Source organism: Clostridium sp. SGI.024, from assembly GCF_050315195.1.
GTDB lineage: Bacteria > Bacillota > Clostridia > Clostridiales > Clostridiaceae > Clostridium.
Genome location: NZ_JBNPON010000005.1, coordinates 84,347 through 111,204 on the forward strand (window position 1 = coordinate 84,347; position 26,858 = coordinate 111,204).

Genomic DNA, 26,858 nt, shown 5'->3' on the forward strand with positions numbered 1-26,858 from the left:
ATGTACTATTAATTAAATAAATGGAGGAAAATAATAATGGATGCTTTACTTGAAAAATTAATTAGTGCACTACCTATAATAATTATAGTAGTTGTAGTGTTAATTCTCTTCTTATCATTTTGGAGAAGAGTTCCAGCTGACAAAGCTATGGTAATAACAGGTCTTAGGAAAAGGGTTTTATTAGGTAGAGGGGGATTAATGATTCCTATTCTTGAAACAGCTTCTACTATTTCTCTTGAAAATATCTCTATGACTACAGACGTAAATGAAGCACCTGCAAAACAAGGTATATTTGTTAATATAGTAGGTACAGCTGTAGTTAAAGTTAAAAATGATACTGAGAATGTATTAAAAGCTGTAGAGCAATTTTCTAATGGCGGAGAAAAAAATACAGTTAATGTAATTAGAACTATAGTTGAACAAATTTTAGAAGGTAAACTTAGAGGAATAGTATCTACTTTAACAGTAGAGCAAATCAATGAAGACAGAGCTTCTTTTGAGCAAAGAATAGAAGATGACATAAGAAATGAACTTGAATCTATGGGATTAGTATTAATTTCATATACTATTTTAAAAATCAGTACTCAAGGTGGTTACTTAGAAAATAGAGCAAAACCTCAAATTGCAGCTGCAAAATCTGAAGCTGATATTGCAGAAGCAGAAAGAAAAAGAGATACCGAAATTAAAACTGCTGTAGCTACAAGAGAAGGTCAAAAAGCAAAACTTGAATCTGAAACTGAAATTGCTCAAAGTGAAAGAGATAAGAAATTAAAATTAGAATCCTTTAGAGCAGAACAAGATAAGGCAAAGGCTAATGCCGACGTTGCATATAAATTGCAAGAGGCTGAAAATAATGCATTATTAGCTGAACAACAAGCAGCACTTGCTGAAAAAGAAGCTATAGTTGTAGAAAAGAAATTAATAGCTGAAGTTAAAAAACCAGCAGATGCTAAAAAATATGAAGTAGAAGTTGAAGCCGAAGCTAATAAAATACAAGCCATAAAAAAAGCAGAGGCAGAAGCAGAAACTATAAAAGTTAAAGCAATTGCAGAAGCTGAAGCCAAGAAAATACAAGCAGAAGCAGATGCAGCTGCTATAAGAGCAAGGGGACTTGCTGAAGCAGAAGCCATTAAAGCACGTGGTCTTGCTGAAGCAGAGGCTAAAGATAAATTAGCAGAAGCTATGGCTAAATACGGAGAAGCTGCAATTGTAGAAATGATAGTTAATAGGTTACCAGATGTAATGAAGGAAGTTGCTAGCCCACTAGAACAAATAGATAAATTAACTGTTATCGATAATGGTGGAAATCAAGGTGCTTCAAAAGTTTCAAAAATAGTAACTGATGTAGCTGCTAATGGATTTGAAGTACTAAAAGATTTAACTGGCGTAGATTTATCTAAGGTAATAAATGACTTTGTAAATAAAAACTCACAATCAATAGAACCTAAAACAGAAATAATTGATGCAAAAACAACAAATGTAGATAATGACTAAAATCAATGCATAATGCATAATTAAGGTTGTAATTTGTACCAAATCACTAAAAAATAATGTAATAATAAAAACTCCCTCTAAAAGGGAGTTTTTTCCATAACTCTTACCTATCACTTTCCATAACTCTTACCTATTACCTATTACTTATTAACTCTTACCTAATTAATAGTTATTTTCTTTTCTTCCCTAGATGTTTTATATGATCCTACAACAAAAAATACAATTGCAAACAATAATATTGTAAATAAATATTTGTAAGTTTCACTAAAACTATATCCTTGCTGAATATCTGATATAGATTTCATTGCCCATCTTACAGGAGTAAAATAGGATATTTTTTCTATTAATGGTGGCATTATTTCAAGTGGAACAAAAGCTCCTCCAAGCATAAGAAGTAACATATTAGCAAAGTTAAATATATTAGATGCCTCTGTTTTATTTCTAGAAAAAGCACTACAGCATAATGCAAGACTTATTGAAACTAATCCTACTAAAGCAAGAATTATAAATAGTTGAATATTTCTTAACCCCGTTTCTACATTTAGTAGATTTATACTAACAATTCCTAAAACCACTTGAATTAGTATAGTTATATATCCACTTATTACATCTGCTAAATAATATTCTGAAGTTCTAACGGGTGCCATAAAGATTCTCATATATATATTCTCATCTTTTTCATCAAAAATTCTATATGCAGCCCTCATTCCCCTAATTAACATAAACATAATTAAAAAACCAATATATATTTGACTTGAAGAATAATCAGAATGTAAATCATTTAAGCTTTCCTTATTTATATTAAAAGAAATATTACTACTATAATTATCTAGTGCTTTATAATATACCTCTTCATTTTTATCACTTGCTAAAGAAATTTCTCTAACATTATTCATCTCCATATTAACTAGTTCTTTAATTAAATTTCCAATTCCGTCATCTTCTACAGCTGTAATCTTAATTTTACTTACATTACCATCAATAATTTCGCTTTCAAATCCATCTTTAATCTCTATTGCAACATCAATTGCATTTTCTGAAAATAAGTTTTTAACATCTTCTTTATTTATTGAATTTACATTATAGCCTTCCTTGTCTTTTAAGAAATCTATAATAAGATTACTGGTTTTACTACTATCATTATCTATTACACCTATCTTTATATATCCTGAATTACCCCCAATAATCATTAGCATAAGATAAAGAATTAATACAGGAGCAAGCAATCCAATTAAGAAACCGAATGGATTTTTTAATATATCAACTCGCAAATTATTCTTAATTAATACTAATATGTTTTTCATTCCCCTTATCCTCCCTTCTAGTTATTAAGTAAATTATTATTACAGTAACAACTAAAGTTATTCCTCCAAAGGTAAGCCAATCAATTAACAAACTATTGTCATTTGAATAAATATATCTAAATATACTGTTATTAAACCATCTTAATGGGGATATTTTAGTTATTATATTAAATATCCCCTTCATATCTCCATACATTGCCATATATCCACCACCTAAAAAGCATAAGACTGGAATAACTATATTTTGTAATATTGTTACTGCTACCTTATCATCAGAAGATATAATAGGTATTATAGTTCCTAATGCATTTACAATAATTAAAAATGGTATCATAGCTAATGGCATTATTAATAAATTGTTTCCATAATTAACATCAAATAAAATATTACTTAAAATATAAGTAATTAAAGAAACTCCATAGGAAAATATGAAAAACCCAATAAAAGATGCTAAATAATATTTTGATGTTGATATTCCAGATAGCTTTATTCTATCTTTTATATTATTTTTTTTATCATGCTTTAAATTAAATAATGGATAACTTACAAAGTAAAATAGCATAAGCCCTATTTCTGCAACTCCATAATAATCCATGGAGCTTGGACTCTGTTCATAAGGTATATTTTCTTCTTCTATAAAATTAAAAGTATTATCACTATTAATTATTTCTTCAGCCTTTAATGGATTAATAGTATAAACTTCTGTTATTGCATTATATCTATCAGAAATACTTTCTATAATTTGATATACAATTGATGCTCTAATAGAAGAATTATTATTAGAATACATTTCTATATTATTATTCTTTAGATATAATAATATGGCTCTGTTAACCCTAACCTCTTTTTTTCCTTCATCAATATTACTTATTTCTTTTAATTCTATATTTTCTAAATCTTTGCTTCCTTTTACTACATCTATAAATGTATTAAAGACTTCTTTAGTTTTTTCATCACCTTCATCAATATAATAAATTGATAAATCCTCTATAGCTACATTATTATTCTCTTTATCAAAATAATTAGATGTGGCACTTCCAATTAAAAATACTAGGAATAAAGGGAAAAATATCATAAATATAAGGTTTTTTCTATCTCTAATGCAATTTAATATTGTTGCTTTTATAATTGCAGTCATAATACTTCTCCTCCTAATCTCTTAATTTTTTTCCGGTTAATGATAAAAATACTGTTTCTAAGGTAATTTCTTTAAAGCCTATATCATTTATAATTAAATCTTCATTAGATATTTCCTTAATTATCTTACTTATATTATTTACTTCCTTTGCTGATGTAATAATCACATTATTATCAATAGAAATATCTATAACTCCTTCAATATTTTTTAAGTTTTCTAAATTAACCTTATAAATATCCTCTACTCCAAAGCTAAATATTTTTTTATCACTAACTATATCTTTTAATTCTTCCTTAGTTCCCTCAACTATAATCTTACCTTTATCTATAATTGCAATTTTAGTACATAAGCTTTCTGCTTCTTCCATATAATGAGTAGTATAAATTATTGTAACCCCTTCTTTATTTAATCTTTTTACAGCTTGCATAATATTATTCCTTGATTGTGGATCTATTCCTACTGTTGGCTCATCCATTATTAATATTTTAGGACTATGAACTATTGCACAAGCTATATTTAATCTTCTTAACATACCACCCGAAAATTCTTCTGCTTTTTTCTTTTTAACATCTAAAAGCCCTGTAAATTCTAAAGCATTATCAATTGCTTCATTCAATTTTTTTCCTCTTAACCCATACAATTCTCCAAAAAACTTAACATTTTCATAAGCAGTAAAATCTCTGTAAATTGCTATATTCTGTGGAACTAGACCTAAAGATTTCTTAATATTTTTATTACTTTTTCTTATATCTTCTCCTAGTATCTTGATTTCTCCTGAAGTAGGAAATAATAATGAACAAATTAAACTAATTGTTGTACTTTTTCCAGCTCCATTAGGTCCTAAAATTCCATATATCTCTCCTTCTTCTATGGATAAATTAATATTATCTACAGCAATATTATCATCATATTTTTTTACTAAATCTTTAATTTCTATAACCTTCATATTTATCCCTCCACCTTCTTTAATTTTATTATACAAAAAAAGACCTTGCTAAAACTCTAGCAAAGGTCATCTTTAATATATGACATAAGTCATATATTGCTTAAATTCCTTTTAAATAATAAATTGCAATTTGTGTTCTATGAGTTAAATTTGTTTTTTGTAATATAGATGTTATATAATTTTTAACCGTTCCTTCTGAAATATAAAGTTTCTTTGATATTTCTTTGTTACTTAATCCTTCTGAAACTGCCTTCATTACCTCTAATTCTCTTTCAGTAAAAATACTCTCATCTATTTTTTCTTTTTTATCTATTGATGATATTAAATTATTGCTAAGCTTATTTAATATTTCTTCTTGAATAACAGCTATTCCATTATTAACAAGCTTTATGGTTTCTATTATTTTATCAGGTTTGGTATTTTTAAGTAAATATCCCTTTGCACCATTTCTTATTCCTTCGCTTATATATTCATCTTCATCAAAAGTAGTCAAAATTACTACTTTAGTATTTGTATTCTTAGATATTTCTAAGGTTGCTTTTACTCCATTTATTAATGGCATTCTAACATCAACTAAAGCAACATCAATAGTATTTCTTAATAAGAACTCTACTAAGTCCTTACCATTTTCAAAAGTATCTACAACTTCAATTTCATTATCATAAGATAAAATAATTTTTAAACTTTCTCTAATTAATTCATCATCATCAGCAATTACCAATTTTATACTCATACTTCCCCCTAATATGGAATTAAAATAATAACCTCAAAGCCATCCTCATTATTAATTATTATTTTACCATTTAAATTACTTACACTTTCTTCAATATTTCTTAATCCAATGCCCTTTTTTATTTTTTCACATCCAAAGCCATTATCTTTAACTTCTAACTTTATAAACTTATTTAAAATTTCTATTTTAATTTCTATTAAATCACCATTAGAGTATTTAATAGAGTTAGTAGTTAATTCTGTTATAATATGCATAAAAGTTATCCATAAACTTGCAGTAATTTTATCTAAATTTCCAATATATTTTACTTTCCCCTTTATTTTAGTACCTTTAATTTTTTCATCTAGTATTTTTTTTATTCTATTAATTCCAAGTTCTTCTTCAGAAGGCTTTATATTTCTTAAAGTCATTCTTATTTCATCCATACCTTTTCTTAGATTATTAGTACAAGAGTCTAACATAGAAAATCCTTTTTCTTTGTCCTTATCTATAATAAACTTAATTGCCTCTAATTGAAGTAATGTTCCAGAAATAGTATGACCTATTTTATCATGTAGCCTTGAAGATATATTATTTCTTTCCTCTAATCTTGCTGTGCGAAGAATTTGCTCTTCTATATCTCTTTCATCTGCTATTTTTTTCTGTAAATTATATATTGTCTTTCTATAATTTTCTTCTACTTCATTCATTTTTTTTATTTTATTCTCTTGTATTTCATAAATTAATATAAAGATCAACATAATAATTAAAATTATAACTACATTCTTAAAATTTTTATCATTTAGTAAAAAAATTAAAGGTATATTAGCTAATACTATTCCCAAATATATATTCTTTATTTCTTTTTGAAAAAATTCCACTAATAAAATGCTGAGCATTAATACTGATAAATTTATATAATTAGTAGCAAATACAATAACGATAATAGCTTCTACTAAAGATAATATTTTAAATAAAAAACCATGTCTTATTACAATTTCTTTTGTAAATATGACTATAAGATATAAAAGAATAAATAAAACTATTACTAAGCTTATCTTATTAGTTTCTATACTTGTCCACCCTACATATACACTTAATATAAGCTTAAGTAAAATAAACAAATCATAGCTTTTAATTATAACACCCCCAAGAAAAATTAAGAATGTAAAATAAAGAATGAAGAATTAATAAAGAATTGTTGATGTAATAAGTTGAAAATTACTTTAAATTTATTTTAGAAAAACTCCCTTTTAGGGAGTTTTCTCCTGAATTATTCCATTCTTTCATTTTTTAATTCTTTAATTATTTCACTTTAACTTTCTATTTTGCATTAAAAAATTTTCCATAGCGTTTTACTATATTAATAATTACTTCTACTGCTTTTTCCATAGATTCAACTGGTACATATTCGTATTTTCCATGGAAGTTTTCTCCCCCAGCAAAGATATTTGGAGTTGGTAATCCCATAAACGATAATCTTGCACCATCTGTACCTCCACGAATTGGTCTTATATTAGGAGTTATATTTGCTTCTATCATAGCTTCATTTGCATTTTCTATTATATGCATTACAGGTTCTATTTTTTCTTTCATATTTCTATATTGGTCCTTAATTTCAACAACTACTGTACCTTCACCATATTTATTATTTAATTCTTTTTCAATTTCTTTCATCTTATTTTTTCTTGCTTCAAAAGTTTCTGTAAAGAAATCTCTTATAATATAATTTAATGTTGAATTTTCTACTGTAGCATTTATATCTGTAAGATGATAAAAGCCTTCATATCTTTCTGTTTTTTCTGGAACTTCATCTAGTGGCAAACTATTAATAAATTCATTTGCTACCATAATAGAATTTAACATCTTATTTTTAGCATAGCCTGGATGAACATTAACTCCTGTGATCTTAACTTTCACACCTGCAGCATTAAAGTTCTCAAACTCTAATTCACCTATTCTTCCACCATCCATAGTATATGCAAAATCTGCTCCAAAGCCTTCTACATCAAAATGATCTGCTCCTTCTCCTATTTCTTCATCTGGAGTAAAACCAATCTTTATATCTCCATGTTCTATTTCAGGATGATTAATTAAGTACTCAACTGCTGTCATTATTTCTGCAATTCCAGCCTTATCATCTGCTCCTAAAAGTGTATTTCCATCTGTTGTAATAAGCCTTTGCCCTATATATTGTTTTAATTCTGGTGAGAATTTTGGAGATAAAACTACAGAATCATTTAATTTAATATCACCACCATCATAATTTTCTACTATTTTAGGATTTACATTTTCTCCACTATAATCAGGTGCTGTATCCATGTGAGCTATAAATCCTATAGCAGGTAGATCTTTATTACAGTTTTTATCTAAAGTTGCATATACATATCCATACTCACTAATTCTTGCATCCTTTAGTCCTAATTCCTTTAGCTCATTACATAATATTTCAGCAAGCACTAATTGTCCTTTAGTACTTGGAGTTACTCTTGTTGTTTCATCTGATTTTGTATTTAACTTAACATATTCTAAAAATCTTTCTTCTACTTTTTTCATAGTGTCACTCTCCATTCTACATTGTTTTATTACTTATTTATATAAATTATACTTTTAAATAAAACAATACTTTTTACATTATTTATCTTATACTCTATATTTTAGCACAGTACAGTAAAATATTTTTATAAAATATTATTAAAAACATAAAATAAATGTTAAATTAGTCCCTTTACCTAATAAAAATATGGAGCTATCACATTATCGAATTAATATCCCTTAGTGGTAGCTCCTGTTTTATTTATGAAATTCATTTAGATAAACTTAAATTCTCTATATTAGTAGCAATTTAGAAAACAAAGTACTGTAGTCAATAATAACACAATTACTTAGATATTCACTTAATCTACATTGCAGTTAATCCACCATCAATAATAAATTCAGATCCTGTTGAATATCTTGATTCATCTGAAGCAAGGTAAAGAACTAAGTTTGAAACTTCTTCTGGCTTAGCCATTCTTCTCATTGGAATTTGCTTAGCAAACTTCTTAATTACTTCATAGGATTCTCCTTCAGTAACCATTGGTGTTTCTATTATACCTGGATGTACTGAGTTAACTCTTATTCCATATGGTGATAATTGAAGTGCTGCTGCCTTTGTCATTCCACGAACTGCAAACTTCGTATCTGTGTATCCAATTGCACCCCCTACCATTCCATTCATAGATGAAATATTAACTATTGAAGCTGTTTCTACTTTCTTCATAGAAGGAGTTAATGCCTTAATTCCAAGAAAAACAGATACTTGATTTATATCTACTATTTTTCTATATTCTGCTTCAGTCATTTCTATAATAGATTTATTCATAGATATTCCAGCATTATTTACTAAAATATTAACTGGTCCAAATATTTTTTCAGTTTCTTCTACAACTTTATTCCAACCTGAAGCATCAGTAACATCATGTTTAATGAATTTTGCATTACTACCTAATTCTTCTTCTAATAATTTACCTTCTTCTTCATTCAAGTCTGTAAAAACAACTTTTGCGCCTTCCCTTACAAATAATCGCACATGAGATGCTCCCATTCCACGTGCTCCTCCTGTAATAATAGCTATTTTATTTTTTAAACGTTTCATTCATAAATCCTCCTTAGTTAATTTTAAAATTTATATTATATATACATTTATTAGTTTTTATTATCCTACTTCTAATTCTCAAATATATTAGAAATATAAAAAGCAAATACTTTAACAAAAGTGGTATCTTATATTTCCTAATTTTATTTTAATGATCCAAGTTTCTAATATATCTAGATAAAAAAAGGTTGTCTCACTAAATAATAATGCGACAACCTACAGTAGTAGTATTAATATTTATTTGAATTTGATATTATCTAAAATTATATTTTGTAACTATACTTTCTCTATTTGTAATTACATCATTATAATATTCATAGAATGATAATCCTAGGAAACTACCTGTTACATTGTATAAATTTTTATATCCAAGATTTTGTAATGCTAAAGCTGCATTATAGCTTCTTTGACCTGTTCTGCAATGTAAATAAACTGGAACATCCTTTGGTATTTCATTAACTCTTTCTCTTAATTGACTTAATGGGATATTCTTTGCTCCTTTTATATGTCCATTTTCATATTCTCTAACTTCTCTTACATCTATAATATAAGCATTACTTTCTACTAAGTCTCTTACTTTATCTACATTAACTTGTTTGAAATCACCATTCAATAAATTAGAAGCAATGTATCCAGCATAGTTTACAACATCCTTAGCTGTACTATATGGTGGAGCATAACAAAGTTCTAAATCCTTTAAGTCTTCCACTGTACCACCTAGTTTAATTAATGTAGCAACTACATCAACTCTCTTAGCTACATCACCCATTCCAATAGCTTGTGCTCCTAAAACCTTTCCTGTTGGCACTTCAAATAATAATTTAAAATGCATTGGTTTTGCATCTGGCATAATTCCAACCTTATCATTTGTTATTAATCTTACTATATCATAATTTATATTCATATTTAAAGCTTTTATAAGGCCTTCATTTAATCCAGTAGATGCCGCATTATAATCAAATACTTTTATAGCTGAAGATCCTATATAACCTTTATTTATTCCCTTTTTACCATTTATATGATCTGCAACAGATCTTGCTTGCTTCAAAGCTGGACCAGCTAGTGATATTTTTGTAGTGCTATGAGTTAATGCATGATAAACTTCTATTGCATCACCAACTGCATATATATCATCATCACTTGTCTTGTAATTAGAGTCAACTTTTATAGCTCCAGTTACTCCGATTTCAAGTCCTGCTTCCTTTGCTAAAGTTGTTTCTGGAGAAACACCTATTGCCATTACCACAGCTTTTGCATTAATCTTCTTACCAGAATTTAAAACCACTTTATTTTCTTCAAAGTTTTCAACTTTATCACCTACAATTAAATTAATTCCTTTATCATAGATTTCCTTATGTAATATTTGAACCATATCATAATCAAAAGGTTTTAATATTTGATTTAATGCTTCAATTAATGAAACATTATAGCCTGCTTCTCTTAAGTTTTCAGCAGCTTCTACTCCTATAAATCCACCACCTATTACTGCTACGTCTTTAGCATCAAGAGCCTTAACAAATTTATTTAATTTATCTATATCTACAACATTTCTAATTGTAAATACATTAACCTTATCAATACCTGGAATATTAGGTACTATAGGCTTAGCCCCTGGAGATAAGATTAACTTATCATAACTTTCCCTATAAGTTTCTCCAGTTAAATAATTTTTAACTTCAATTTCCTTATTCTCTTTATCTATTAAAGTTACTTCACTATTTACCCTTGCTTCAATATTATATTGTGATTGAAACTTTTCTGGACTCATAAGAACCAACTTATCAGCTTCATCAATTAATCCACTTAAATGATATGGAAGAGCACAGTTTGAAAAAGAAACATGAGGTCCCTTCTCAAACATAATAATTTTATCCTCTTCACTTAATCTTCTTAATCTTGCTGCTGCTGAAGCTCCACCTGCAACTCCACCAACTATTAATATTTTTTTCATCCTAAAACCTCCTAAAATTAGTGAATAGTTAATAGTGAAGAACCAAGAGTTAATAGTTCTTGTAAAAACTTAGCATGCTAAGTTTTCTTAATTTTTATTTCTTTACTCTTACTCTTACTTTTTACCTATTACTTCTTACTTATTACCTCTTACTTTTTACCTATTACTTATTACTTCTCGCCTATTTTCTCTTGCTTCCAACATAAGAACCTACGCCACCTGATACATTTACAACATCAAAGCCCAAGCCTATTAATTTACTACAAGCTCTAGCACTTCTAGCTCCTGATTGACAAATAATATGATATTCCTTATCTTTATTTAAATATTTTTCAGGGCTTTCTAAAAGTTCTCCCATTGGTATGTTCTTTGCTGTCTTTATACTTCCACTTCTATATTCATAAGCTTCTCTTATATCAATTAAGTTAATCTTACCAATTAAATTATCAATATCATTAACATTTATAACCTTTCCTGTACTTCTATTAAATAAACCAAACATTTAACCATCTCCTATGTAATTTCTTTATTAATTATATTTTAAATCAAAAATAATAATTTTTATGTAACTAAGTCACAATAATTGAAATATTTTAACTATTTATATATAATTTTAATATTGAAAAATTTTTTTGCATAGAAGGTAGAAATTATGATAGATAAAAATTTATATCAAACTAGTGATTTTAAAAATATAGTAATAAATGATATTCCATTAATAGACGTCCGTGCACCTATAGAATATGAAAAAGGTGCTTTTCCTAATAGTATAAATATCCCTATATTAAATAATGAAGAAAGACATATAATTGGTATTTGTTATAAAGAAAAAGGTAATGAAGAAGCTACGAAGCTTGGATATAATATGATTTCCGGAAAAATTAAAGATGAAAGAGTATCACTATGGACAAGCTTTATAAAAGCAAATCCAACTACTGTAGTTTATTGTTTTAGAGGTGGTTCAAGATCTAGAATAGCTCAAGAATGGATAAATGAAGAATTAGAAATAGATATAAAAAGAATATTAGGAGGTTATAAAGCTTTCCGTAACTACTTACTAGATTCCTTATCAAAGGAAAATCAAAACTATACTCCTATAGTTCTAACTGGCTATACAGGTTCAGGAAAAACAAAATTATTAAAAGAAGTTAAAAACTCCATAGATTTAGAAGGAATCGCTAATCATAGAGGTTCTTCCTTTGGTTCTCATGTTACTTCACAACCTACTCAAATAAACTTTGAAAACACTCTAGCTTATGATTTAATAAAAAAACAAAATATAGGTTATAAGCATTTAGTTTTCGAAGATGAAGGAAAAAACATAGGTAAAAACTTTATTCCCCAAGAGTTTTTTAACTATTTTCACTCTGGAAATATAGTTCTTTTATCTTCAAGCCTTGAAGAACGAATAGAAAATACATTAAAAGAATATGTTATTGAATCTCAAGGTGAGTACATAAACATTTATGGATGTGAAAATGGTTTAAGCGAATGGTTTAATTATATATATTCTAGTATGGAAAGATTAAAAAAGAGATTAGGTGGAGATAAATTTAAAAAAGTTATAGATGAGCTTGAATTTGCTTATAAAAATCAGCTATCTACAGGAAACATAGATTATCATAAATACTGGATTGAATTATTTTTAAAGGAATATTATGATCCTCTTTATAAATATTCTTTAAACAATGTAAAAGATAAAATTATTTTTAGTGGAAATTATAAAGATGTAAAAGATTATTTAAATACCTTAAAATAAATAGAGCTGCCTAAGCAGCCACTATTTATTTTTTTAATTGCAATATTTTGCTATTATCCTTAATACTATACGTTATTTCCTTGTAATCTATATTAAAAGAATAACTGTATTTTAATAATTCTTCAAAAAACAATGTAGCCTTTTCATTTTTATCATTAATATATATTTCTTTAAATTTTCCATCATCAATGAATTCTATTTTTCTTATACAATTCTCTATATTTTCTATATAAATTACTGGTTTAGAGAAACTTTCTCCAAAATCTTGAGAATAACAACCATATATATTTTTCTTACTTATCCAAAGCAAATATATCACATTATTTAATTCAAGAAGTAAGCAAGATGATAAATTTTCATCGTCATATATATTAAGTTCTCTTTGTTTATATATACTACTTTTAAAAGAATTGTACTTGTAAATCAATGTTTTTTTTCCTTCTTCATTAATAATAAATAAGGAATGAATTTTATTATTAGTTATACAAAAGGACGCATCTATATATGAGTGATTTGAAATGAAAATAATTTTATCCATAAGCCAAGTATTACTCTTTATGTTATATGTTTTAAGTATTATTTTGAACATATTAAAGGAAGTACTAAGTATTATTAAAGATATATATTCTTTGTCATATAAAACCTTATAGTTTATATCTATGTCATTTTTTTCTTTATATATTATTGAGCTTTGGGAATTAATATTATTACGGAAATATATTGAAGTTGAATCGCTATCTAAAGTATAGAAAATAAAAAATATATCTTTTAATAATATAGCTTTAATATTAATTGGAGTGATAAATTTATGTTTAATATAAAAAATAGTACTGTATATCAAATTTCCACTATTTAAAGTGCACAAAATAATATTGCCTATTAAGTCTTGATATATTAAATTGATATTCCTATTATAATCTTCAACAACATACAAATATTTAAGGCATCCTTTAGTTATTATTTTCTTGTTTATAATCTTATTCTCAATAAGCTCCTCATAAATAATCCCTACTTTTTCTTTGTAGTAAAACTTTAATAATCTTTTATCTTTAGTTCTTAATAAAAAATTATTATATTCTTTGTTTTTCATTTTATACCTCACTTAACTTATCTTTAATTTCTTTAGATGGTATAAAAATAAGTTCTTCTTTTATTGCATAAGTTGAAATAATAGAACTTACATCAAAAATAATAAAACTATCCTTTATATATGGAAAAGACATAATTTTACTAGAGGATTTCACAATAAAATCCAAATCATCATTTTCCTCTTTTGATATATATAAAATAGCCTTTTGTTTTCCACATAAATTACCTTTTATATTTAATATTTCTTTATTAGAATCAATGCATTTTATATAATATGGAATTATAAAATCAAAATACAGTATTATATAATCTTCCTTATTACTTATATATTCTTTATTCTTACTTTCTTCAATAACCTTACAATTTTCAAATCTTATTTCTTCTATATTTATTTTTGCTGCATTACTTAATTCAATTTTTTCTTGCTGAAAAATTATTTTTTCTTTGTAAGTAGATAATACTTTATTAGCTAAAATAACTTCACCTGAATTATTATCAATATTAGACTTGTTACTACTTAATATATCATCATTATTATAAGAATCTTTTTGAATAGCTACTATATCATAAGGACTTGAATCTTTCTCCATAAATTTTAATGTATTTATTATTTTTTTATTATTAATATCTATTAAATCCAATGCTCCTCTACCAGTATTATCCTTGCTAGTAGCTAAAAGTATATCATTATCTTTTAAAGGTTTAGTTTTTTGAGGGTTACTTAAAGAAGTTTTCAAATTACCTATAATACTATTTTTTGAAGTATCTATAATTTCTATTCTATTAATACCTGAATTCACAATATAAAGTATTCCAAAATTTTCTTCAATAGATGTAATATTAGATCCTGGAGGAAAGCTTATATATGATATTTCATCAGTATTAAGATCAATTAATGCTAAATTACCATTAAGTCCTAATTTGCTTATACCTTTATTGCCTATATACAAAAATCTATCTTCTTCTCCGATACAAAAACAATTTGGATTTTCACCTATATTTTTATAAGTTTTTATAAGTCTTAGTGATTCTGTATCATAAATCTTTACTTCATTTTTAAAAATATCTAAAGTAAAAAGTTTACTTCCATCCTTATTTATCTCAATACTATCAATTGCAATAAATCCACTTATTTTATCAATTATCTTATTTTCTTTTAAGCTGTATATGTATACTTCTTCAATATTTGAAATAAAAATTTTTTGAGAGATGGAATCCACTTTTACATGACCGTTATTAGGAATATTTAAAGTTTTTATATCTTTAGTTACACTATTAATAATAGTAATCCTATCATTCCTATCAGTAGCAATATATATATTATTTTTATTATCTAAAGCTATTTCAAAGGGTCTTGGTCCAACTTTAATTTCATCTATAATACTTAAACTTTCACCATTGATTATAGAAATCTTATTAGTTCCTAAGTTAGATACATAAATAATACTTTTACTTATTGCATTAATCATGGATTCCTCTTTCCTCCCTCTTACTCTATTAATTCATACTCCTCTTCTTTACCATTCTTTATAATTTTAAATACAGCAGTTGGATAAATATTATTTCTATCAATCTCTATCTTAATATTCTCTCTATCCTCTTCTTTAATTTTTAAAGCTTGTGTACAACTTATATTTATCTTGTTAGGAGCTGTTACTAGCTTTGTTTTTATATTTTTAAGCCTTAATCTATCATATATATAGAGAGCTCTATAATGTGAAGTAAAAACCATTATATAGTCATATTCATCTACTTTCATAATTTTCTCCAATTCCTTTTGCAATATATATTTTCATTTTATGATATTATTTTTTATACGTTCCCACTAAAGTTATATCCTTTTTCTAAGTAGCTTTTCCATTACAGATTTATTTTTCTCTACTTCAAATTCTTCATTAATCCTCTTATTTTCTTCTATTAAGGAAGATACTTCTTTTTTTATTAACAAATTTTCTTCTAAAATTATTCTATTTTTATTTTCTAGTGTACTTTTTAAATCAATTTCTTCTTGAATCTTCCTATCCTTTATTATTAATTCCTGAGTAATATTATTTAACTCTTCCTTAAGCAAATTTGTTTCATCTAAATATTCTTTTAAATCAGCTTCAATCTTTTCCTTTTCAGATTGTGATAAAGATATATTGTTTCTTAATCTATCATTTTCTTCTTTTAATAAGGATATCTCTTGTTTAAGTCCATTATATTCATCCATTGTAATTTCCTTTTGAGATAAGTTAAAATTAATATTTTTTATCTCATTTTTTAGAAATTCAATCTCATCAAGATATAAATTTATTAAGTGTGCTAATTTTTCTTTTTCTATATTTAATAAATTTATTTCATTGGTTAATGATTCTATTTCCTCATTTAATTTTTCATTATCACCTTGTATTTTTTTTTGTAATTCTAAAAAAATATTACTATTTTCTTCAGCTTTTCTTTTTTGTTCTAAAGCTCTAGCTAATTGCTGACTATATTTTTCTATTCCCTGTTGATTTTTTTGCAATAATATATTTTGATGATATAACTTATCTTCTAACTCCTTATTTTCTTCTTTTACTCTATATAGTTCTGCTTTTATTTTCTCAATATCTCCAATGCTAGAAATATCTCTATTAATATTTTTTAATGAATTGCCATATTCATTTTTCTCACTTACTATTAAATCTTTAGGATCATATAAATATATATCTAATCCTGTTGTAGCATAAATGCTTTTTCCTTTTATATTTCCTTCTTTAACTTCACTTATATAAGCATTACACCTTTCTATTTTTATATTCTTATCTCTAATATATTTTTTCTCTGATTCCCACTTATCTCCAAGAAAAATTGAATAGAAAATTTCATTATTTTCAATCCAAAAAGAATATGTTTTATTCCAAATATTAATTAATAAAGGTTCACTAATATTGTTTTTTCCTTCATATACTCTAAAGTATTTAAACCTTCCTGTTGAATCAATTATCACATGATCTAAGAAGTAATATGAATTTTCTTTAGATCTATTTAAAATATGAATATTCTTTCTATCTAACTCTACATCAAAATATACTTCTTCTCCTTGTATTCCATAAAGCCTATTAGAAGGTAACCACTGCCTATTTTGATAAATTGAGTAATTTAAAGATAATTCATCACCTTCGTCTGATAAGTAAAATAAATAAATTTCATTATTATTACTTAAATTAATTAGGTAGTATTCCTTTAAGTTTGGTTTTAAAATTATATCTTGTAATTTATTGTTATTGCTCTTATTTCCATCCCATATACAATGCATAAGTATCCCATGGTCACTGCCATCTTCACTAGCTAAGGAATAAAAAATATGCATATTTGTGCCAATTATTTTGATTTTAATATTTTCAATAATATAATTATTGTCTTCTATTTTATCTAAGACCTTACCAACCCATTTTTTATCTTTCATAGTACAGTATCTTAATTCACCTTTAGTATTAGAATATACTAAGTGTATTCCTTCGCTGTCATCTATAAATAATCCAAAGCCTGTTACCCTACTGTCGATTAAGGTTTCTTTTGTCCACTTTCCTTCTGTATACATAATTCTATAGTTTAACTCTTTATTGTCATTTACTGAAAATCTCCATAAATTATCTTTGTAGTCAACATATAGCCATGGATATAACCCTCTCATGCTCACCTCTCCTTTTTATATAAATAATCTATATGAAAAAATATATACATAAACCATCTATAAAAGTATATTTATATTTATTTTATATTATGCTGTTTTAAACTATAAAAAACTTTTCCAATGATCAATTTTTCATATCACCACTTCATTACTATTTCATATCATATATTGTGAGTAGTAAAATGATAATTTAGTATTTTATAAAGGAGAGTCTATATGTCCATTAACTTTAAAAAATTTATGCCTCGTCCAGGACTAGTAAACAAACAAGGCCGCTTACCTGATCCTGCTGAATTAGTATGTATAGAAGTACCTAAGGTATTTGACCAATGCTTAATTAAAAGATGTCTTGTATATTGTGATGGTCCAGATACAAACACTACTGATTGCGAATTAAGAAGTGACCCACTTGAATCACCAAAAAGATATATTTCAAGTAGAGACTTTAAATTAACTCTAAACAATGTAGATAAAATTCCAATTAAAAAACATCATGACTATAAAAAAATAGTATTAACCTACACAATATCCTTCTATTCAGATTATCTTGACTGTGATGGAAAAACTAAGAGCGAATATTATGAAATTAATAGAACTGATACAATAGGAAAATTCTATTGTCCAGATTCAATATCTCAAGCTACAACTACGCTAGGTGATGAAATTTGTGATAATAACTTAATTAAACTTGAAATGGTTGCAGAAGTATTACATGGTGAAATAGTTACAGATGAACATTGTGATGAATTTTTAGATATTACATTAGGTTATTATATTGTAGTTAAATGTGAATTACTTGTTCAACTTTTAATACCAGCTTATGACTATTGCCCAGTTCCAAAAGTTGCTTGTGAAGATGAACCTGAAGAAGATCCATGTGAAGTATTTGATAGGGCTCCAATTCCTAAGTTCTATCCAGATCAACATTTAGATCCATTATTCCCAGACAATGATTCCTGTGAGGAAGAGCCCTTAAATTAATATTTTTTATTTCTACTTATGAGGTAGTAATTAATCTAATAATTTTTATACTTTTATAAAAGTACTTAAGTAAATAAAATATATGATAGTTATGTACTAAAATGCAAAATGGAGCTAACTTTATCAGCTCCATTTTTAATTTATTTTAAAAATTTCTTTAGCTATATTATTTGCAGCTATAACCCCACTTTGCAACTCTCCTTGTTGAGTTCCATGCTTAGTACTTGTACTATCCCCTGCAAAGAAAACTCTATTATTAAGTTCAGAGCTTATACTAGAGTAAGAATATAAAGTTTTATCTTCAGGTTTATATATAGTAGAAAATCCCCATATATATTGCACATCAGACCAAACTAATGACTTATAATCTAATAAAATATTATCTAAATATCCTTTTGATAAATTATGAATATTTTCAATATATCTTATAGTATCATTTATTTTTATATCATCAGTTAAGTAAGAAAATTCATCTGCTTTATCTCCAATACTACTGCTTGCAAGCAATATGCCTGGTTTCTTTAAAGATCTTCTTATATCTACACAAGCTTTATTATTTTCATCAAAATAAATACTTTCACTATTTAAAGGATATTCAACAGAATAAATAGGCAAATCTGTTATTGTCTTTCCCCCTATTATTCTTTTATTATTTACTCCTTTTTCCCAAAACCTTTCTTTCACATATAAATATATTTTTTGAGAATTTTTTAATTTTATCTCATCAATTGCTGCTAATTTATCATTACTAAAGACTGAAATACCCTTTATCCTCTTTATACTATTAAAGGGTACTGTAATTAATAAAAAATCAAAATCTTCATTTGATTCTAATTTATTTTCTAAGTCTAGATATCTTATACCTATCTTATCTTTTTTATAATAAATTTCCTCAACAGAATAGCCTAATTTAACATTAGCCTCTCCTAACTCTTCTTTACTAATGTTAGAATAATATTTAGAATTTTCTTCTGTTATTGCACCATAAATTGCTTGTGGTAATTTTATCATTCCACCTAAAATATTATAATTATTACTAAAATCTAAAGTATATTGTTTGTGTAAAAATTCTATTAAGCTAAAATCATACCATTCTTTAATTCCATTAATATATCCTATGAGATTTATAGCATCTCTACTAAAACCTTCTAACTGAAAAGCTTTCTTTAATGTTAATTTATCTAAATCTACTATTTTCTTTGAATAATTCTTTTTTATCTCTAATAGCTCTTTTCTTTCCTCTACAGTTAATTTCATTAAATATTTATTATATATATTTAAATGCTCTCTAGTTTTTAATTTTATTTTATCTATCTTTGTTAAAGTATACTTTGGTAAAATATTTTTTGATATTTGTTTTTCTGTATTATAAGAAAAGTTATTTCTCAAATAAAAATTTTGATTTTTATTAATGCAAGGGTACGTTTTTAAATTAAATAGATTAATATAATGCCATGTTGTATAGTGAGATATTGGAATACTACTTTCTCCAAATTCTCCGTAATACTTATTTAATCTATCAAAGTAATGAGTATAAACCCTTCCTCCAACTCTTTTACTTGCTTCAAAAATGGTAATATTACAACCAATCTTTTTTAACTCATAAGCAGCAACAAGCCCAGCTTCCCCAGCACCAACTATTGCTATCTTTACTCCTTTTCCATTATTGCTATTACATATACTTGTTATATCTTCTGGAGGACTTAATAATTTTATTATATTTTCTAAATCTTCCTTTCTATTTTCTTTCTTAAGTTCATTTTCAAGAGCAATATATCTATCATAATCACTAGGTGTATTTAAAAGGTTCTTATTTCTTGAATTATACTCTTCCATCAGCACTTCACATCCTAATGCTATTATTTACATATATAATATATATGTACTTATTGATTTATTATTTTGCTTTATAAATCTTTATAATATTTTTAATAAATTCATCTATATCCTTTGATGTATTAAAGCATCCTGGGCTAATTCTAACTGTTCCTATATATTCTGTTCCAATAACTTTATGAATTAATGCAGCACAATGATATCCTGTTCTTACAGCAATTTCTGCATCATTTAACTCTTCACCAACAATTGAAGCATCAATACCTTCTATATTAATAGATAGTACTGATAATCTATTTTTTAATGAAGTACTTCCATAAATCTTTACAAAGTCTAAATTTTTTAATTCTCTTATAAGTTGGTCCATTAATTGCATTTCTTCATTATAGATATTTTCTATTCCTATTTTTTTTATAAATTTTACCCCTTCGCATAATCCTACTATTCCTGGAGTATTTAAAGTTCCACTTTCAAATCTATCAGGTAATTCCTTAGGCTGATCTATAGAGTTTGATATACTTCCAGTTCCTCCTTCTTTAAATGATTTCAGTTCAATTCCCTCTCTTATATATAATGCTCCTGTACCTTGTGGCCCAAGAAGCCCCTTATGTCCTGGGAAAGCTAATAAATCTATATTATCTCTCTCCACATCTATACTAATGGAGCCTGCACTTTGAGATGCATCTACTATAAACTTAACTCCATACTTTTTTGCAATTTTGCCTATGCTATTAATATCTTGTATACTTCCTAGTACATTAGATGCATGATTAATTATTATTGCTTTAGTATTAAATTTTATTTCATCTTTTATATCTAAAGGATTTATAAATCCTGCTTTGTCTGATGATATTAATGTTACTTCTACTCCATGTTTAGCCATTGAATTCAATGGTCTAAGAACAGAGTTATGTTCAAGAACTGTACTAATAACATGATCTCCTTTCTTTAATAATCCTTTAATTGCTATATTTAAGGCTTCCGTAGCATTATGTGTAAAAACTATATTGAAAGGATTTCTTATATTAAAAATTTCAGATATTAAATTTCTTGACTCCATTACCTTAAGTGCAGATTTAATTGCCATATTATGAGAACCTCTTCCTGGATTTGCACAATAGTTTTTCATACAATTAATTACTTCTTCATATACCTTAGAGGGCTTTGGAAAAGAGGTAGCTGCATTATCTAAATAAATCATTTTACCACCTTTTATTAATACTCTAGTATATTATATTAATGCTATTAAATTTTAGTTCTTATTATACATATAAATCTCTTTACCTAATAAATAAATCTCCTAATGAAAAACACCTGGAGATTTAATAATAATATCTCTATAAATTTATAAGAATCCCAGATATGAAAATCCATATCTGGGATTCAATTTATACTAATTATAATATATATTATTTTTTATATTATAGTATTTAATTAATATTCTTCGTAATAGTGTTCTCTTTTACATTCATTACATCTATTTGACTTACATGTTGATATTGCTCCAAGTGTAGCGTTGTTAATAGGAAGACCAACTGTACCAATTGCAGTAGTAACTGTTGCTACTGCTGTATAAGTGCAGCAATCATTATTACATGAATCAGAATCACAAATAAAGAATGAAAAAGTTCCTGCTGATCCTGCTGCTGGTATAAAACTCCATACTGGTCCAACAGGAACTGGAGCTAATTGACATCTACATTGTTTAAATATTTGTATATTAATTGCTCCAGATGTAAATCCTGTAGGAACAACTATATTACTTGCAAATTCTAACTTAGTAGTTGGATCACACAAGCAAGAAGTATCTAAAGTAAGTGATGCAAGAGTAAATGGAGTAGCTCCTGCTGCTGTACCAGCTGGAATTGTAACTGAACTTGGGCATCCACATTTTATAATTGTTGGACATTTTTCTTCTATTCTTTCTTTTCTTCTTTCTTTTCCACAAGAATCATAATAATATTTTGACATTGAATTCATCATTGAATCCTCCCTTTAATAATAGAAATAATTATAATTTAACATTCTTTTAATATAACGTTTTACCTGTTACCATTTAAGTTTTCTTACATAAATCATCTTCTGTACTTTATAACCAACTTAATTTTTTAATTTAATGCTTCAGCTACCATTTCAAGATTAATTATAGTAATATTTATTTTAAAAATCCCAAGATGACTAGTCCATCTTGGGAAATATCTCGAGATTTACTGCAAATTACATATTATTAATTTATAATATAACTATCTATCAAAATCTCTTCTACATTTGTGACAACTATTTTTACAAGTTGCTATTGCTGATAATGATGCATTATTAAATGCTGCTCCAGCTGTAGCTGCTGCAACACCAGTAATTGTTGCAACTACTGTGTAAGTGCAGCAATCGTTATTACAACTATCGCTATCACAAATATTAAATGAAGGATATATTGCGCCTGTAAGTGTAGTTGTTGTTAATGCTCCAACTACTGGCCATGAAGGTCCAATTGGAGTTGGAAGAAGTTGATTTCCACATTGCTTAAATACTTGCAAACTTACTCCTCCAGTAGTTAATGCAACAGTTGAAGTAAAAGCAGCTGAAAAACTTAATCTAACAACTGGATCACATAAACAAGAAGTATCTAAATTAATAGAAGCAATTGTTATAGATGTAGTTCCAGTAGTTAAAACTGGTAATTGTATAGTACTAGGACATCCACATTTAACTATTGTTGGGCATTTTTTTCTTCTCTTCTTATTTCTTTTCCACAAGGCTCATGGTAGCATCTTGACATTGAATTCATAAATTGAATCCTCCTCTTTTTTATTTAGTAAATCTTTTTTATTTAATAAAAATATTTATAATTTAGTATTTATAGTTTTTTATTTCTTTTTATTATTTTTCTGTCTTACACTATATTTTTATATTTTTCTTTTGTTCTTCTGCTCTATATTATCTATCTTCATCATCACATTCTTGAAATAATGGCTCTAAATTTTGATCTGGATAGAATTTAGGAATTGGAGATCTTTCAAATCTTTCACATGGATCTTCTTCAGGTTCTTCTTCACAAGCTTCTCTAGGAACTGGGCAGTAGTCATACGCTGGAATTAATAGTTGAACTAATAATTGGCATTTAACTACTATAAAATAGCCTAAAGTAATATCTAAAACTTCATCTCCAGCCTCATCTTCTATTATTTGTCCATCTAAAGCCTCAGCTACCATTTCAAGCTTAATTATATTAGATTCTTCACAAGTAACATCTTCGTCACTACTTGCTGAAATTTGAGCAATAGAATCTGGGCAATAGAACCTTCCAACAATATCTGTTCTATGAATTTCATAAAATTCACTTTGGTTTATGCCACTATTATCAATATAATCTGAATAAAAGCTTATAACATAATTAAGAACTAATTTTTTAAAGTTTGGGTCCCCCTTAAGAGGAATCTTATCAACTGATAATAGTCTTACTCTAAAGTCCCTACTTGAAAGATATCTTTTAGGATTTACTAAAGGATTGCTTCTTAACTCTTCATCAGTAGTTAATGAATCTAGTCCGTCAGCATATACTAAACATCTCTTTATTAAGCATTGATCAAAAACCTTTGGAACTTCAATACAAACTAACTCTGATGGATCTGGTAAACGCCCTTGCTTATTTACTAGTCCAGGTCGTGGCACGAATTTCTTAAAGTTAATGGACATATATTCTCCTTTCATAAAAACTACAATACTATAAAATGATTTTTGTAATTATAGTACATATTATGATGTATTATAAAAGATGTGATATTTAATTGTCTTATGCTAAATTTTTTATTTATTTTTTTACAAAAAAAACTGTACCAAACATTATTTGCTTGGTACAGTTTTTATTAAAATTACTTATTTAAAGCTTCTAATAAAGTTTCTAAATTTAATCCATGAACCTTTGCTGCATCTTCAATGCTTTCTGCTTGTGCTGATGGGCATCCAATACATCCCATTCCAAAACTCATTAATATTTCAGGAGCATTTTCCTTCATTCTTACAACTTCACCTATTGTCATGTCCTTAGTTATCATACTTTTCACCTATCCTTATATTATTTTAGATACAATATTTATTTTAAAATATCTTAATTGTTATAAGCAATATTTATTTTTTAATTCTTCTAAAATAGATAAATTTTCATCTTTTATATTTAAAAATTCATCTTCGAATTCGTTACATTCCTTATTGATTAATTTAATAGTATCATCTTTTAATTCTCTTTGTGCAAACTTGTAAATTATATTATCTTCTTTGTGAATATGTCTTTCTAAAAGATTAGTATAAGCTACTGCATTTGCAATGATATCAAGCTTAGCTTCATTATTTCCCTTTTTAAAATTTTCTAAAGCTTCACTTAAACTTGTTATATATAGTCTTCCTAAATCATGCTCAACTAGCATTCCATATTTAACAACTTTTTCAGCAGTTTCTCCTATTTCATCTACCATTCTATTAAATAGCATTATTTCTTCCTTTTTATGATGATGTGAGTCTGCATAATTTCTTACAAAAGATATTATTTTATTGAAGTCATCAAAATTAACATCTTTTCCTTCTAATATAGAGTAACATGCTTTTCTTACTATCTTTAGCATAACCTTTATATTTTTATGTTCTTCCATCATTAATTCTATTGCATCCATATTTGTCACCTATACTCTTTCTATAGAAAATTCATTATTTTCTAAAATGCAATACTTATAATTATTATTAATCTTATTAACAAATGATTTTATCCATAAGTCTCTTAGATTATAAAATAAGTTAACATCTCCACCTACAGTATCCCAAAGTTCTTTATGAACACAAATTCTTCTTTTCCAAATCAGTTTATCCTCTTCTTGTGATATAACTTCATTCACTCTATCACATGGCATTCCATCTAAAATATAGTCATTAATTGCATTATATATATCTAAAGCATCATTTACTGCTTTTTCTGATTTTATAACTTCATTTGCTGCTTTTAGACCTTGTTCTATATATAAATCTTTTAACTTTTCTTCACTACCTTCTTTTTTTAAAATATTAACAGTCCATGTTGCAAGTCTATATTCTGCAGAATGGATTTTATCTTGAAGCCATCCATGTATATTGGAAGTATCTATCATTTCTTCTAAAGGAAGCTTAGGTAATTTTTCACCGTATCTATTATTAATTTCAGTAGATAGTACTTCTACATCTAACCCTTCCTTTTTAGCTAAATTAATTATTTCCTCTTCAAGATCTTCAAACCAAACTATCTTATTAAATAGCCAATAATGTATTTTTCCTAAAAATAAGCTCATATCTTTCCTCCAAGTATTTTTATTTTCTAAAGATAGTTTACCATATGTATTATAGACTTTCGGTAACATAAGTTACAATTTATAACTTATCTATTAATTCTAAATTTAATTTTTTTGCAAAATCTTCTCCCATATATCTATTTCTTAAATCCTCAGGTAAATGTGCATCTACTCCTAAAACTCTTTTTACATTATACTCTTTAGATAACTTCCAAAATTCTTCTATAGGATACAAATATCTTTCCCCTAAATTATATTTAACTTTCCCTCTTTTAAAGCCATTTATATTTATTTCTATTGGGAAATTCAATCTTTCTGCTGCTTCTAAAATTCTCCTTGAGGCTTTAATTGCATGCTCATCCCAATCTCTATATCTAACACCAAATAAATCTGGATGAGCTAAACAATCAAAATATCCACTTTCCATTGACTTAATAACATAATCAATATAAATATCTAATATTTGTGGAGTTAGTTTTATTCCCCCTACATATGTCCATTGACCCTTATATGGGAAAAAGTGTACACCTAGTATTAAATAGTCAACATTATATTTCTCTCTAAATTCATTATATAACCAATGATAATCTTCAAAGTATTCACATTCTATTGATTTTTTTATAGATATTTTATCTCCATACTTTACCTTTGAATCATCTATTTCTTTAAAGTATATAGGCAAGTCTTCATAATTCATTCTATTTTCATTATCGATATTCTTTCCTGGATGTGGTAGATGGTCAGATATTCCTATTTCATCATATCCTTCTCTTATTGCTTCTTTAATATAGTCTTCAATAGTACCATCTGCATGATTACATCTATAATTATGTGTATGATAATTAGTTTTCATATTATCACCTGTCCCTTGTTTAATTATGTTTAAATTATGTTTATAATAACACATAAATAAAAAAATCAGCAAATAATAAAAATCTTCTTTTAGACCAAATTTTCCCCATTATAAATTCTTCTATTATATTTTTTTATTAACTATAGCCTTTTATTATACTATAATAAAATAAATGCACTTACAAAGTATTA

The 26,858-nt window shown here is 26.3% G+C and carries 25 protein-coding genes; 3 read left to right on the forward strand and 22 right to left on the reverse strand.

What is annotated here, in order from left to right; all coding sequences use genetic code 11:
• Nucleotides 1-36: 36 nt before the first annotated feature.
• Nucleotides 37-1,494, forward strand: a complete 1,458-nt coding sequence (locus tag ACQRD5_RS03070; protein ID WP_291625664.1) for a flotillin family protein — start codon at nt 37-39, stop codon at nt 1,492-1,494.
• Nucleotides 1,495-1,652: 158 nt separating this feature from the next.
• Here ACQRD5_RS03070 and ACQRD5_RS03075 read toward each other — a convergent pair whose 3' ends face one another.
• From ACQRD5_RS03075 to ACQRD5_RS03115, 9 genes are all read right to left on the reverse strand, one after another.
• Nucleotides 1,653-2,798 carry an ABC transporter permease gene (locus tag ACQRD5_RS03075; protein WP_291625662.1) on the reverse strand — a complete coding sequence of 382 codons (1,146 nt, stop codon included), beginning with the start codon at nt 2,796-2,798 and terminating at the stop codon, nt 1,653-1,655.
• Nucleotides 2,773-3,936: an ABC transporter permease gene (locus tag ACQRD5_RS03080; protein WP_291625660.1), complete on the reverse strand. Its 1,164-nt coding sequence runs from the start codon at nt 3,934-3,936 to the stop codon at nt 2,773-2,775. The genes ACQRD5_RS03075 and ACQRD5_RS03080 overlap by 26 nt, the downstream gene beginning before the upstream one ends.
• A 13-nt stretch (nt 3,937-3,949) precedes the next feature.
• A complete protein-coding gene (locus ACQRD5_RS03085) occupies nt 3,950-4,882 on the reverse strand; it encodes an ABC transporter ATP-binding protein (protein WP_291625657.1) in 933 nt (310 codons plus the stop codon).
• A gap of 100 nt (nt 4,883-4,982) precedes the next feature.
• Nucleotides 4,983-5,615: a response regulator transcription factor gene (locus tag ACQRD5_RS03090; RefSeq protein WP_291626723.1), complete on the reverse strand. Its 633-nt coding sequence runs from the start codon at nt 5,613-5,615 to the stop codon at nt 4,983-4,985.
• Nucleotides 5,616-5,623: 8 nt separating this feature from the next.
• Nucleotides 5,624-6,718, reverse strand: a complete 1,095-nt coding sequence (locus tag ACQRD5_RS03095) for a sensor histidine kinase (RefSeq protein ID WP_291626725.1) — start codon at nt 6,716-6,718, stop codon at nt 5,624-5,626.
• Between the two features lie 199 nt (nt 6,719-6,917).
• Nucleotides 6,918-8,165 carry a peptidase T gene (gene pepT / locus ACQRD5_RS03100; RefSeq protein WP_294170587.1) on the reverse strand — a complete coding sequence of 416 codons (1,248 nt, stop codon included), beginning with the start codon at nt 8,163-8,165 and terminating at the stop codon, nt 6,918-6,920.
• 331 nt (nt 8,166-8,496) lie between these two features.
• A complete protein-coding gene (locus ACQRD5_RS03105) occupies nt 8,497-9,231 on the reverse strand; it encodes a glucose 1-dehydrogenase (RefSeq protein ID WP_291626737.1) in 735 nt (244 codons plus the stop codon).
• Between the two features lie 253 nt (nt 9,232-9,484).
• The gene (locus tag ACQRD5_RS03110; RefSeq protein WP_291626739.1) at nt 9,485-11,182 is read right to left on the reverse strand and encodes an FAD-dependent oxidoreductase; all 1,698 of its coding nucleotides are present in this window, start codon (nt 11,180-11,182) and stop codon (nt 9,485-9,487) included.
• Between the two features lie 181 nt (nt 11,183-11,363).
• Nucleotides 11,364-11,684, reverse strand: a complete 321-nt coding sequence (locus ACQRD5_RS03115) for a rhodanese-like domain-containing protein (protein WP_291626741.1) — start codon at nt 11,682-11,684, stop codon at nt 11,364-11,366.
• Nucleotides 11,685-11,834: 150 nt separating this feature from the next.
• On the opposite strand from ACQRD5_RS03115, the gene mnmH reads away from it, so the two are divergent.
• Complete coding sequence (gene mnmH, locus ACQRD5_RS03120) at nt 11,835-12,941, forward strand: tRNA 2-selenouridine(34) synthase MnmH (protein ID WP_427746506.1); 1,107 nt, start codon at nt 11,835-11,837, stop codon at nt 12,939-12,941.
• A 25-nt stretch (nt 12,942-12,966) separates the two neighbouring features.
• Here the strand turns inward: mnmH and ACQRD5_RS03125 are convergent, their stop codons facing one another.
• From ACQRD5_RS03125 to ACQRD5_RS03140, 4 genes are all read right to left on the reverse strand, one after another.
• A complete protein-coding gene (locus ACQRD5_RS03125) occupies nt 12,967-14,031 on the reverse strand; it encodes a hypothetical protein (protein ID WP_320901497.1) in 1,065 nt (354 codons plus the stop codon).
• 1 nt (nt 14,032) lies between these two features.
• Entirely contained in the window at nt 14,033-15,499 is a 1,467-nt protein-coding gene (locus ACQRD5_RS03130) for a YncE family protein (protein ID WP_291626752.1), read from the reverse strand.
• Nucleotides 15,500-15,519: 20 nt separating this feature from the next.
• On the reverse strand, nt 15,520-15,789 hold the full coding sequence (locus tag ACQRD5_RS03135) for a DUF3343 domain-containing protein (RefSeq protein ID WP_291626754.1): 270 nt from the start codon (nt 15,787-15,789) through the stop codon (nt 15,520-15,522).
• Nucleotides 15,790-15,861: 72 nt separating this feature from the next.
• Nucleotides 15,862-17,688, reverse strand: coding sequence for a hypothetical protein (locus ACQRD5_RS03140; protein WP_291626756.1), 1,827 nt, complete (start codon nt 17,686-17,688; stop codon nt 15,862-15,864).
• 216 nt (nt 17,689-17,904) lie between these two features.
• Between ACQRD5_RS03140 and ACQRD5_RS03145 the strand changes: the two genes are divergently transcribed.
• Nucleotides 17,905-18,669 carry a hypothetical protein gene (locus tag ACQRD5_RS03145; protein ID WP_291626758.1) on the forward strand — a complete coding sequence of 255 codons (765 nt, stop codon included), beginning with the start codon at nt 17,905-17,907 and terminating at the stop codon, nt 18,667-18,669.
• 135 nt (nt 18,670-18,804) lie between these two features.
• Here the strand turns inward: ACQRD5_RS03145 and ACQRD5_RS03150 are convergent, their stop codons facing one another.
• The 9 genes from ACQRD5_RS03150 to ACQRD5_RS03190 all read right to left on the reverse strand — a co-directional run bounded on the left by ACQRD5_RS03150 (nt 18,805) and on the right by ACQRD5_RS03190 (nt 26,667).
• The gene (locus ACQRD5_RS03150; protein ID WP_291626760.1) at nt 18,805-20,505 is read right to left on the reverse strand and encodes a flavin monoamine oxidase family protein; all 1,701 of its coding nucleotides are present in this window, start codon (nt 20,503-20,505) and stop codon (nt 18,805-18,807) included.
• 61 nt (nt 20,506-20,566) lie between these two features.
• A complete protein-coding gene (locus ACQRD5_RS03155; protein WP_427746507.1) occupies nt 20,567-21,706 on the reverse strand; it encodes an aminotransferase class V-fold PLP-dependent enzyme in 1,140 nt (379 codons plus the stop codon).
• A 233-nt stretch (nt 21,707-21,939) separates the two neighbouring features.
• On the reverse strand, nt 21,940-22,485 hold the full coding sequence (locus tag ACQRD5_RS03160) for a DUF4489 domain-containing protein (RefSeq protein ID WP_294362824.1): 546 nt from the start codon (nt 22,483-22,485) through the stop codon (nt 21,940-21,942).
• Nucleotides 22,486-22,748: 263 nt separating this feature from the next.
• Entirely contained in the window at nt 22,749-23,258 is a 510-nt protein-coding gene (locus ACQRD5_RS03165) for a DUF4489 domain-containing protein (RefSeq protein ID WP_320627863.1), read from the reverse strand.
• A 181-nt stretch (nt 23,259-23,439) separates the two neighbouring features.
• Nucleotides 23,440-24,198 (reverse strand): hypothetical protein, encoded by a 759-nt coding sequence (locus ACQRD5_RS03170; RefSeq protein WP_291626766.1) that lies wholly within the window; start codon nt 24,196-24,198, stop codon nt 23,440-23,442.
• A 176-nt stretch (nt 24,199-24,374) separates the two neighbouring features.
• Complete coding sequence (locus ACQRD5_RS03175) at nt 24,375-24,557, reverse strand: DUF1858 domain-containing protein (RefSeq protein WP_291626768.1); 183 nt, start codon at nt 24,555-24,557, stop codon at nt 24,375-24,377.
• A gap of 60 nt (nt 24,558-24,617) precedes the next feature.
• On the reverse strand, nt 24,618-25,169 hold the full coding sequence (locus ACQRD5_RS03180; RefSeq protein ID WP_291626770.1) for a hemerythrin domain-containing protein: 552 nt from the start codon (nt 25,167-25,169) through the stop codon (nt 24,618-24,620).
• 9 nt (nt 25,170-25,178) lie between these two features.
• Nucleotides 25,179-25,814, reverse strand: coding sequence for a hypothetical protein (locus tag ACQRD5_RS03185; RefSeq protein WP_291626772.1), 636 nt, complete (start codon nt 25,812-25,814; stop codon nt 25,179-25,181).
• Between the two features lie 79 nt (nt 25,815-25,893).
• Nucleotides 25,894-26,667 carry a histidinol-phosphatase gene (locus ACQRD5_RS03190; protein ID WP_320901502.1) on the reverse strand — a complete coding sequence of 258 codons (774 nt, stop codon included), beginning with the start codon at nt 26,665-26,667 and terminating at the stop codon, nt 25,894-25,896.
• Nucleotides 26,668-26,858: the final 191 nt, after the last annotated feature.

What these genes read in the sequence shown, in the direction of transcription:
- ACQRD5_RS03070 (WP_291625664.1), top strand. Translation starts at nt 37, where the DNA reads ATGGATGCTTTACTTGAAAAATTAATTAGTGCACTACCTATAATAATT.
- ACQRD5_RS03075 (WP_291625662.1), bottom strand. Translation starts at nt 2,798, where the DNA reads ATGAAAAACATATTAGTATTAATTAAGAATAATTTGCGAGTTGATATA.
- ACQRD5_RS03080 (WP_291625660.1), bottom strand. Translation starts at nt 3,936, where the DNA reads ATGACTGCAATTATAAAAGCAACAATATTAAATTGCATTAGAGATAGA.
- ACQRD5_RS03085 (WP_291625657.1), bottom strand. Translation starts at nt 4,882, where the DNA reads ATGAAGGTTATAGAAATTAAAGATTTAGTAAAAAAATATGATGATAAT.
- ACQRD5_RS03090 (WP_291626723.1), bottom strand. Translation starts at nt 5,615, where the DNA reads ATGAGTATAAAATTGGTAATTGCTGATGATGATGAATTAATTAGAGAA.
- pepT (WP_294170587.1), bottom strand. Translation starts at nt 8,165, where the DNA reads ATGGAGAGTGACACTATGAAAAAAGTAGAAGAAAGATTTTTAGAATAT.
- ACQRD5_RS03105 (WP_291626737.1), bottom strand. Translation starts at nt 9,231, where the DNA reads ATGAAACGTTTAAAAAATAAAATAGCTATTATTACAGGAGGAGCACGT.
- ACQRD5_RS03110 (WP_291626739.1), bottom strand. Translation starts at nt 11,182, where the DNA reads ATGAAAAAAATATTAATAGTTGGTGGAGTTGCAGGTGGAGCTTCAGCA.
- ACQRD5_RS03115 (WP_291626741.1), bottom strand. Translation starts at nt 11,684, where the DNA reads ATGTTTGGTTTATTTAATAGAAGTACAGGAAAGGTTATAAATGTTAAT.
- mnmH (WP_427746506.1), top strand. Translation starts at nt 11,835, where the DNA reads ATGATAGATAAAAATTTATATCAAACTAGTGATTTTAAAAATATAGTA.
- ACQRD5_RS03125 (WP_320901497.1), bottom strand. Translation starts at nt 14,031, where the DNA reads ATGAAAAACAAAGAATATAATAATTTTTTATTAAGAACTAAAGATAAA.
- ACQRD5_RS03130 (WP_291626752.1), bottom strand. Translation starts at nt 15,499, where the DNA reads ATGATTAATGCAATAAGTAAAAGTATTATTTATGTATCTAACTTAGGA.
- ACQRD5_RS03135 (WP_291626754.1), bottom strand. Translation starts at nt 15,789, where the DNA reads ATGAAAGTAGATGAATATGACTATATAATGGTTTTTACTTCACATTAT.
- ACQRD5_RS03140 (WP_291626756.1), bottom strand. Translation starts at nt 17,688, where the DNA reads ATGAGAGGGTTATATCCATGGCTATATGTTGACTACAAAGATAATTTA.
- ACQRD5_RS03145 (WP_291626758.1), top strand. Translation starts at nt 17,905, where the DNA reads ATGTCCATTAACTTTAAAAAATTTATGCCTCGTCCAGGACTAGTAAAC.
- ACQRD5_RS03150 (WP_291626760.1), bottom strand. Translation starts at nt 20,505, where the DNA reads ATGGAAGAGTATAATTCAAGAAATAAGAACCTTTTAAATACACCTAGT.
- ACQRD5_RS03155 (WP_427746507.1), bottom strand. Translation starts at nt 21,706, where the DNA reads ATGATTTATTTAGATAATGCAGCTACCTCTTTTCCAAAGCCCTCTAAG.
- ACQRD5_RS03160 (WP_294362824.1), bottom strand. Translation starts at nt 22,485, where the DNA reads ATGAATTCAATGTCAAAATATTATTATGATTCTTGTGGAAAAGAAAGA.
- ACQRD5_RS03170 (WP_291626766.1), bottom strand. Translation starts at nt 24,198, where the DNA reads ATGTCCATTAACTTTAAGAAATTCGTGCCACGACCTGGACTAGTAAAT.
- ACQRD5_RS03175 (WP_291626768.1), bottom strand. Translation starts at nt 24,557, where the DNA reads ATGATAACTAAGGACATGACAATAGGTGAAGTTGTAAGAATGAAGGAA.
- ACQRD5_RS03180 (WP_291626770.1), bottom strand. Translation starts at nt 25,169, where the DNA reads ATGGATGCAATAGAATTAATGATGGAAGAACATAAAAATATAAAGGTT.
- ACQRD5_RS03185 (WP_291626772.1), bottom strand. Translation starts at nt 25,814, where the DNA reads ATGAGCTTATTTTTAGGAAAAATACATTATTGGCTATTTAATAAGATA.
- ACQRD5_RS03190 (WP_320901502.1), bottom strand. Translation starts at nt 26,667, where the DNA reads ATGAAAACTAATTATCATACACATAATTATAGATGTAATCATGCAGAT.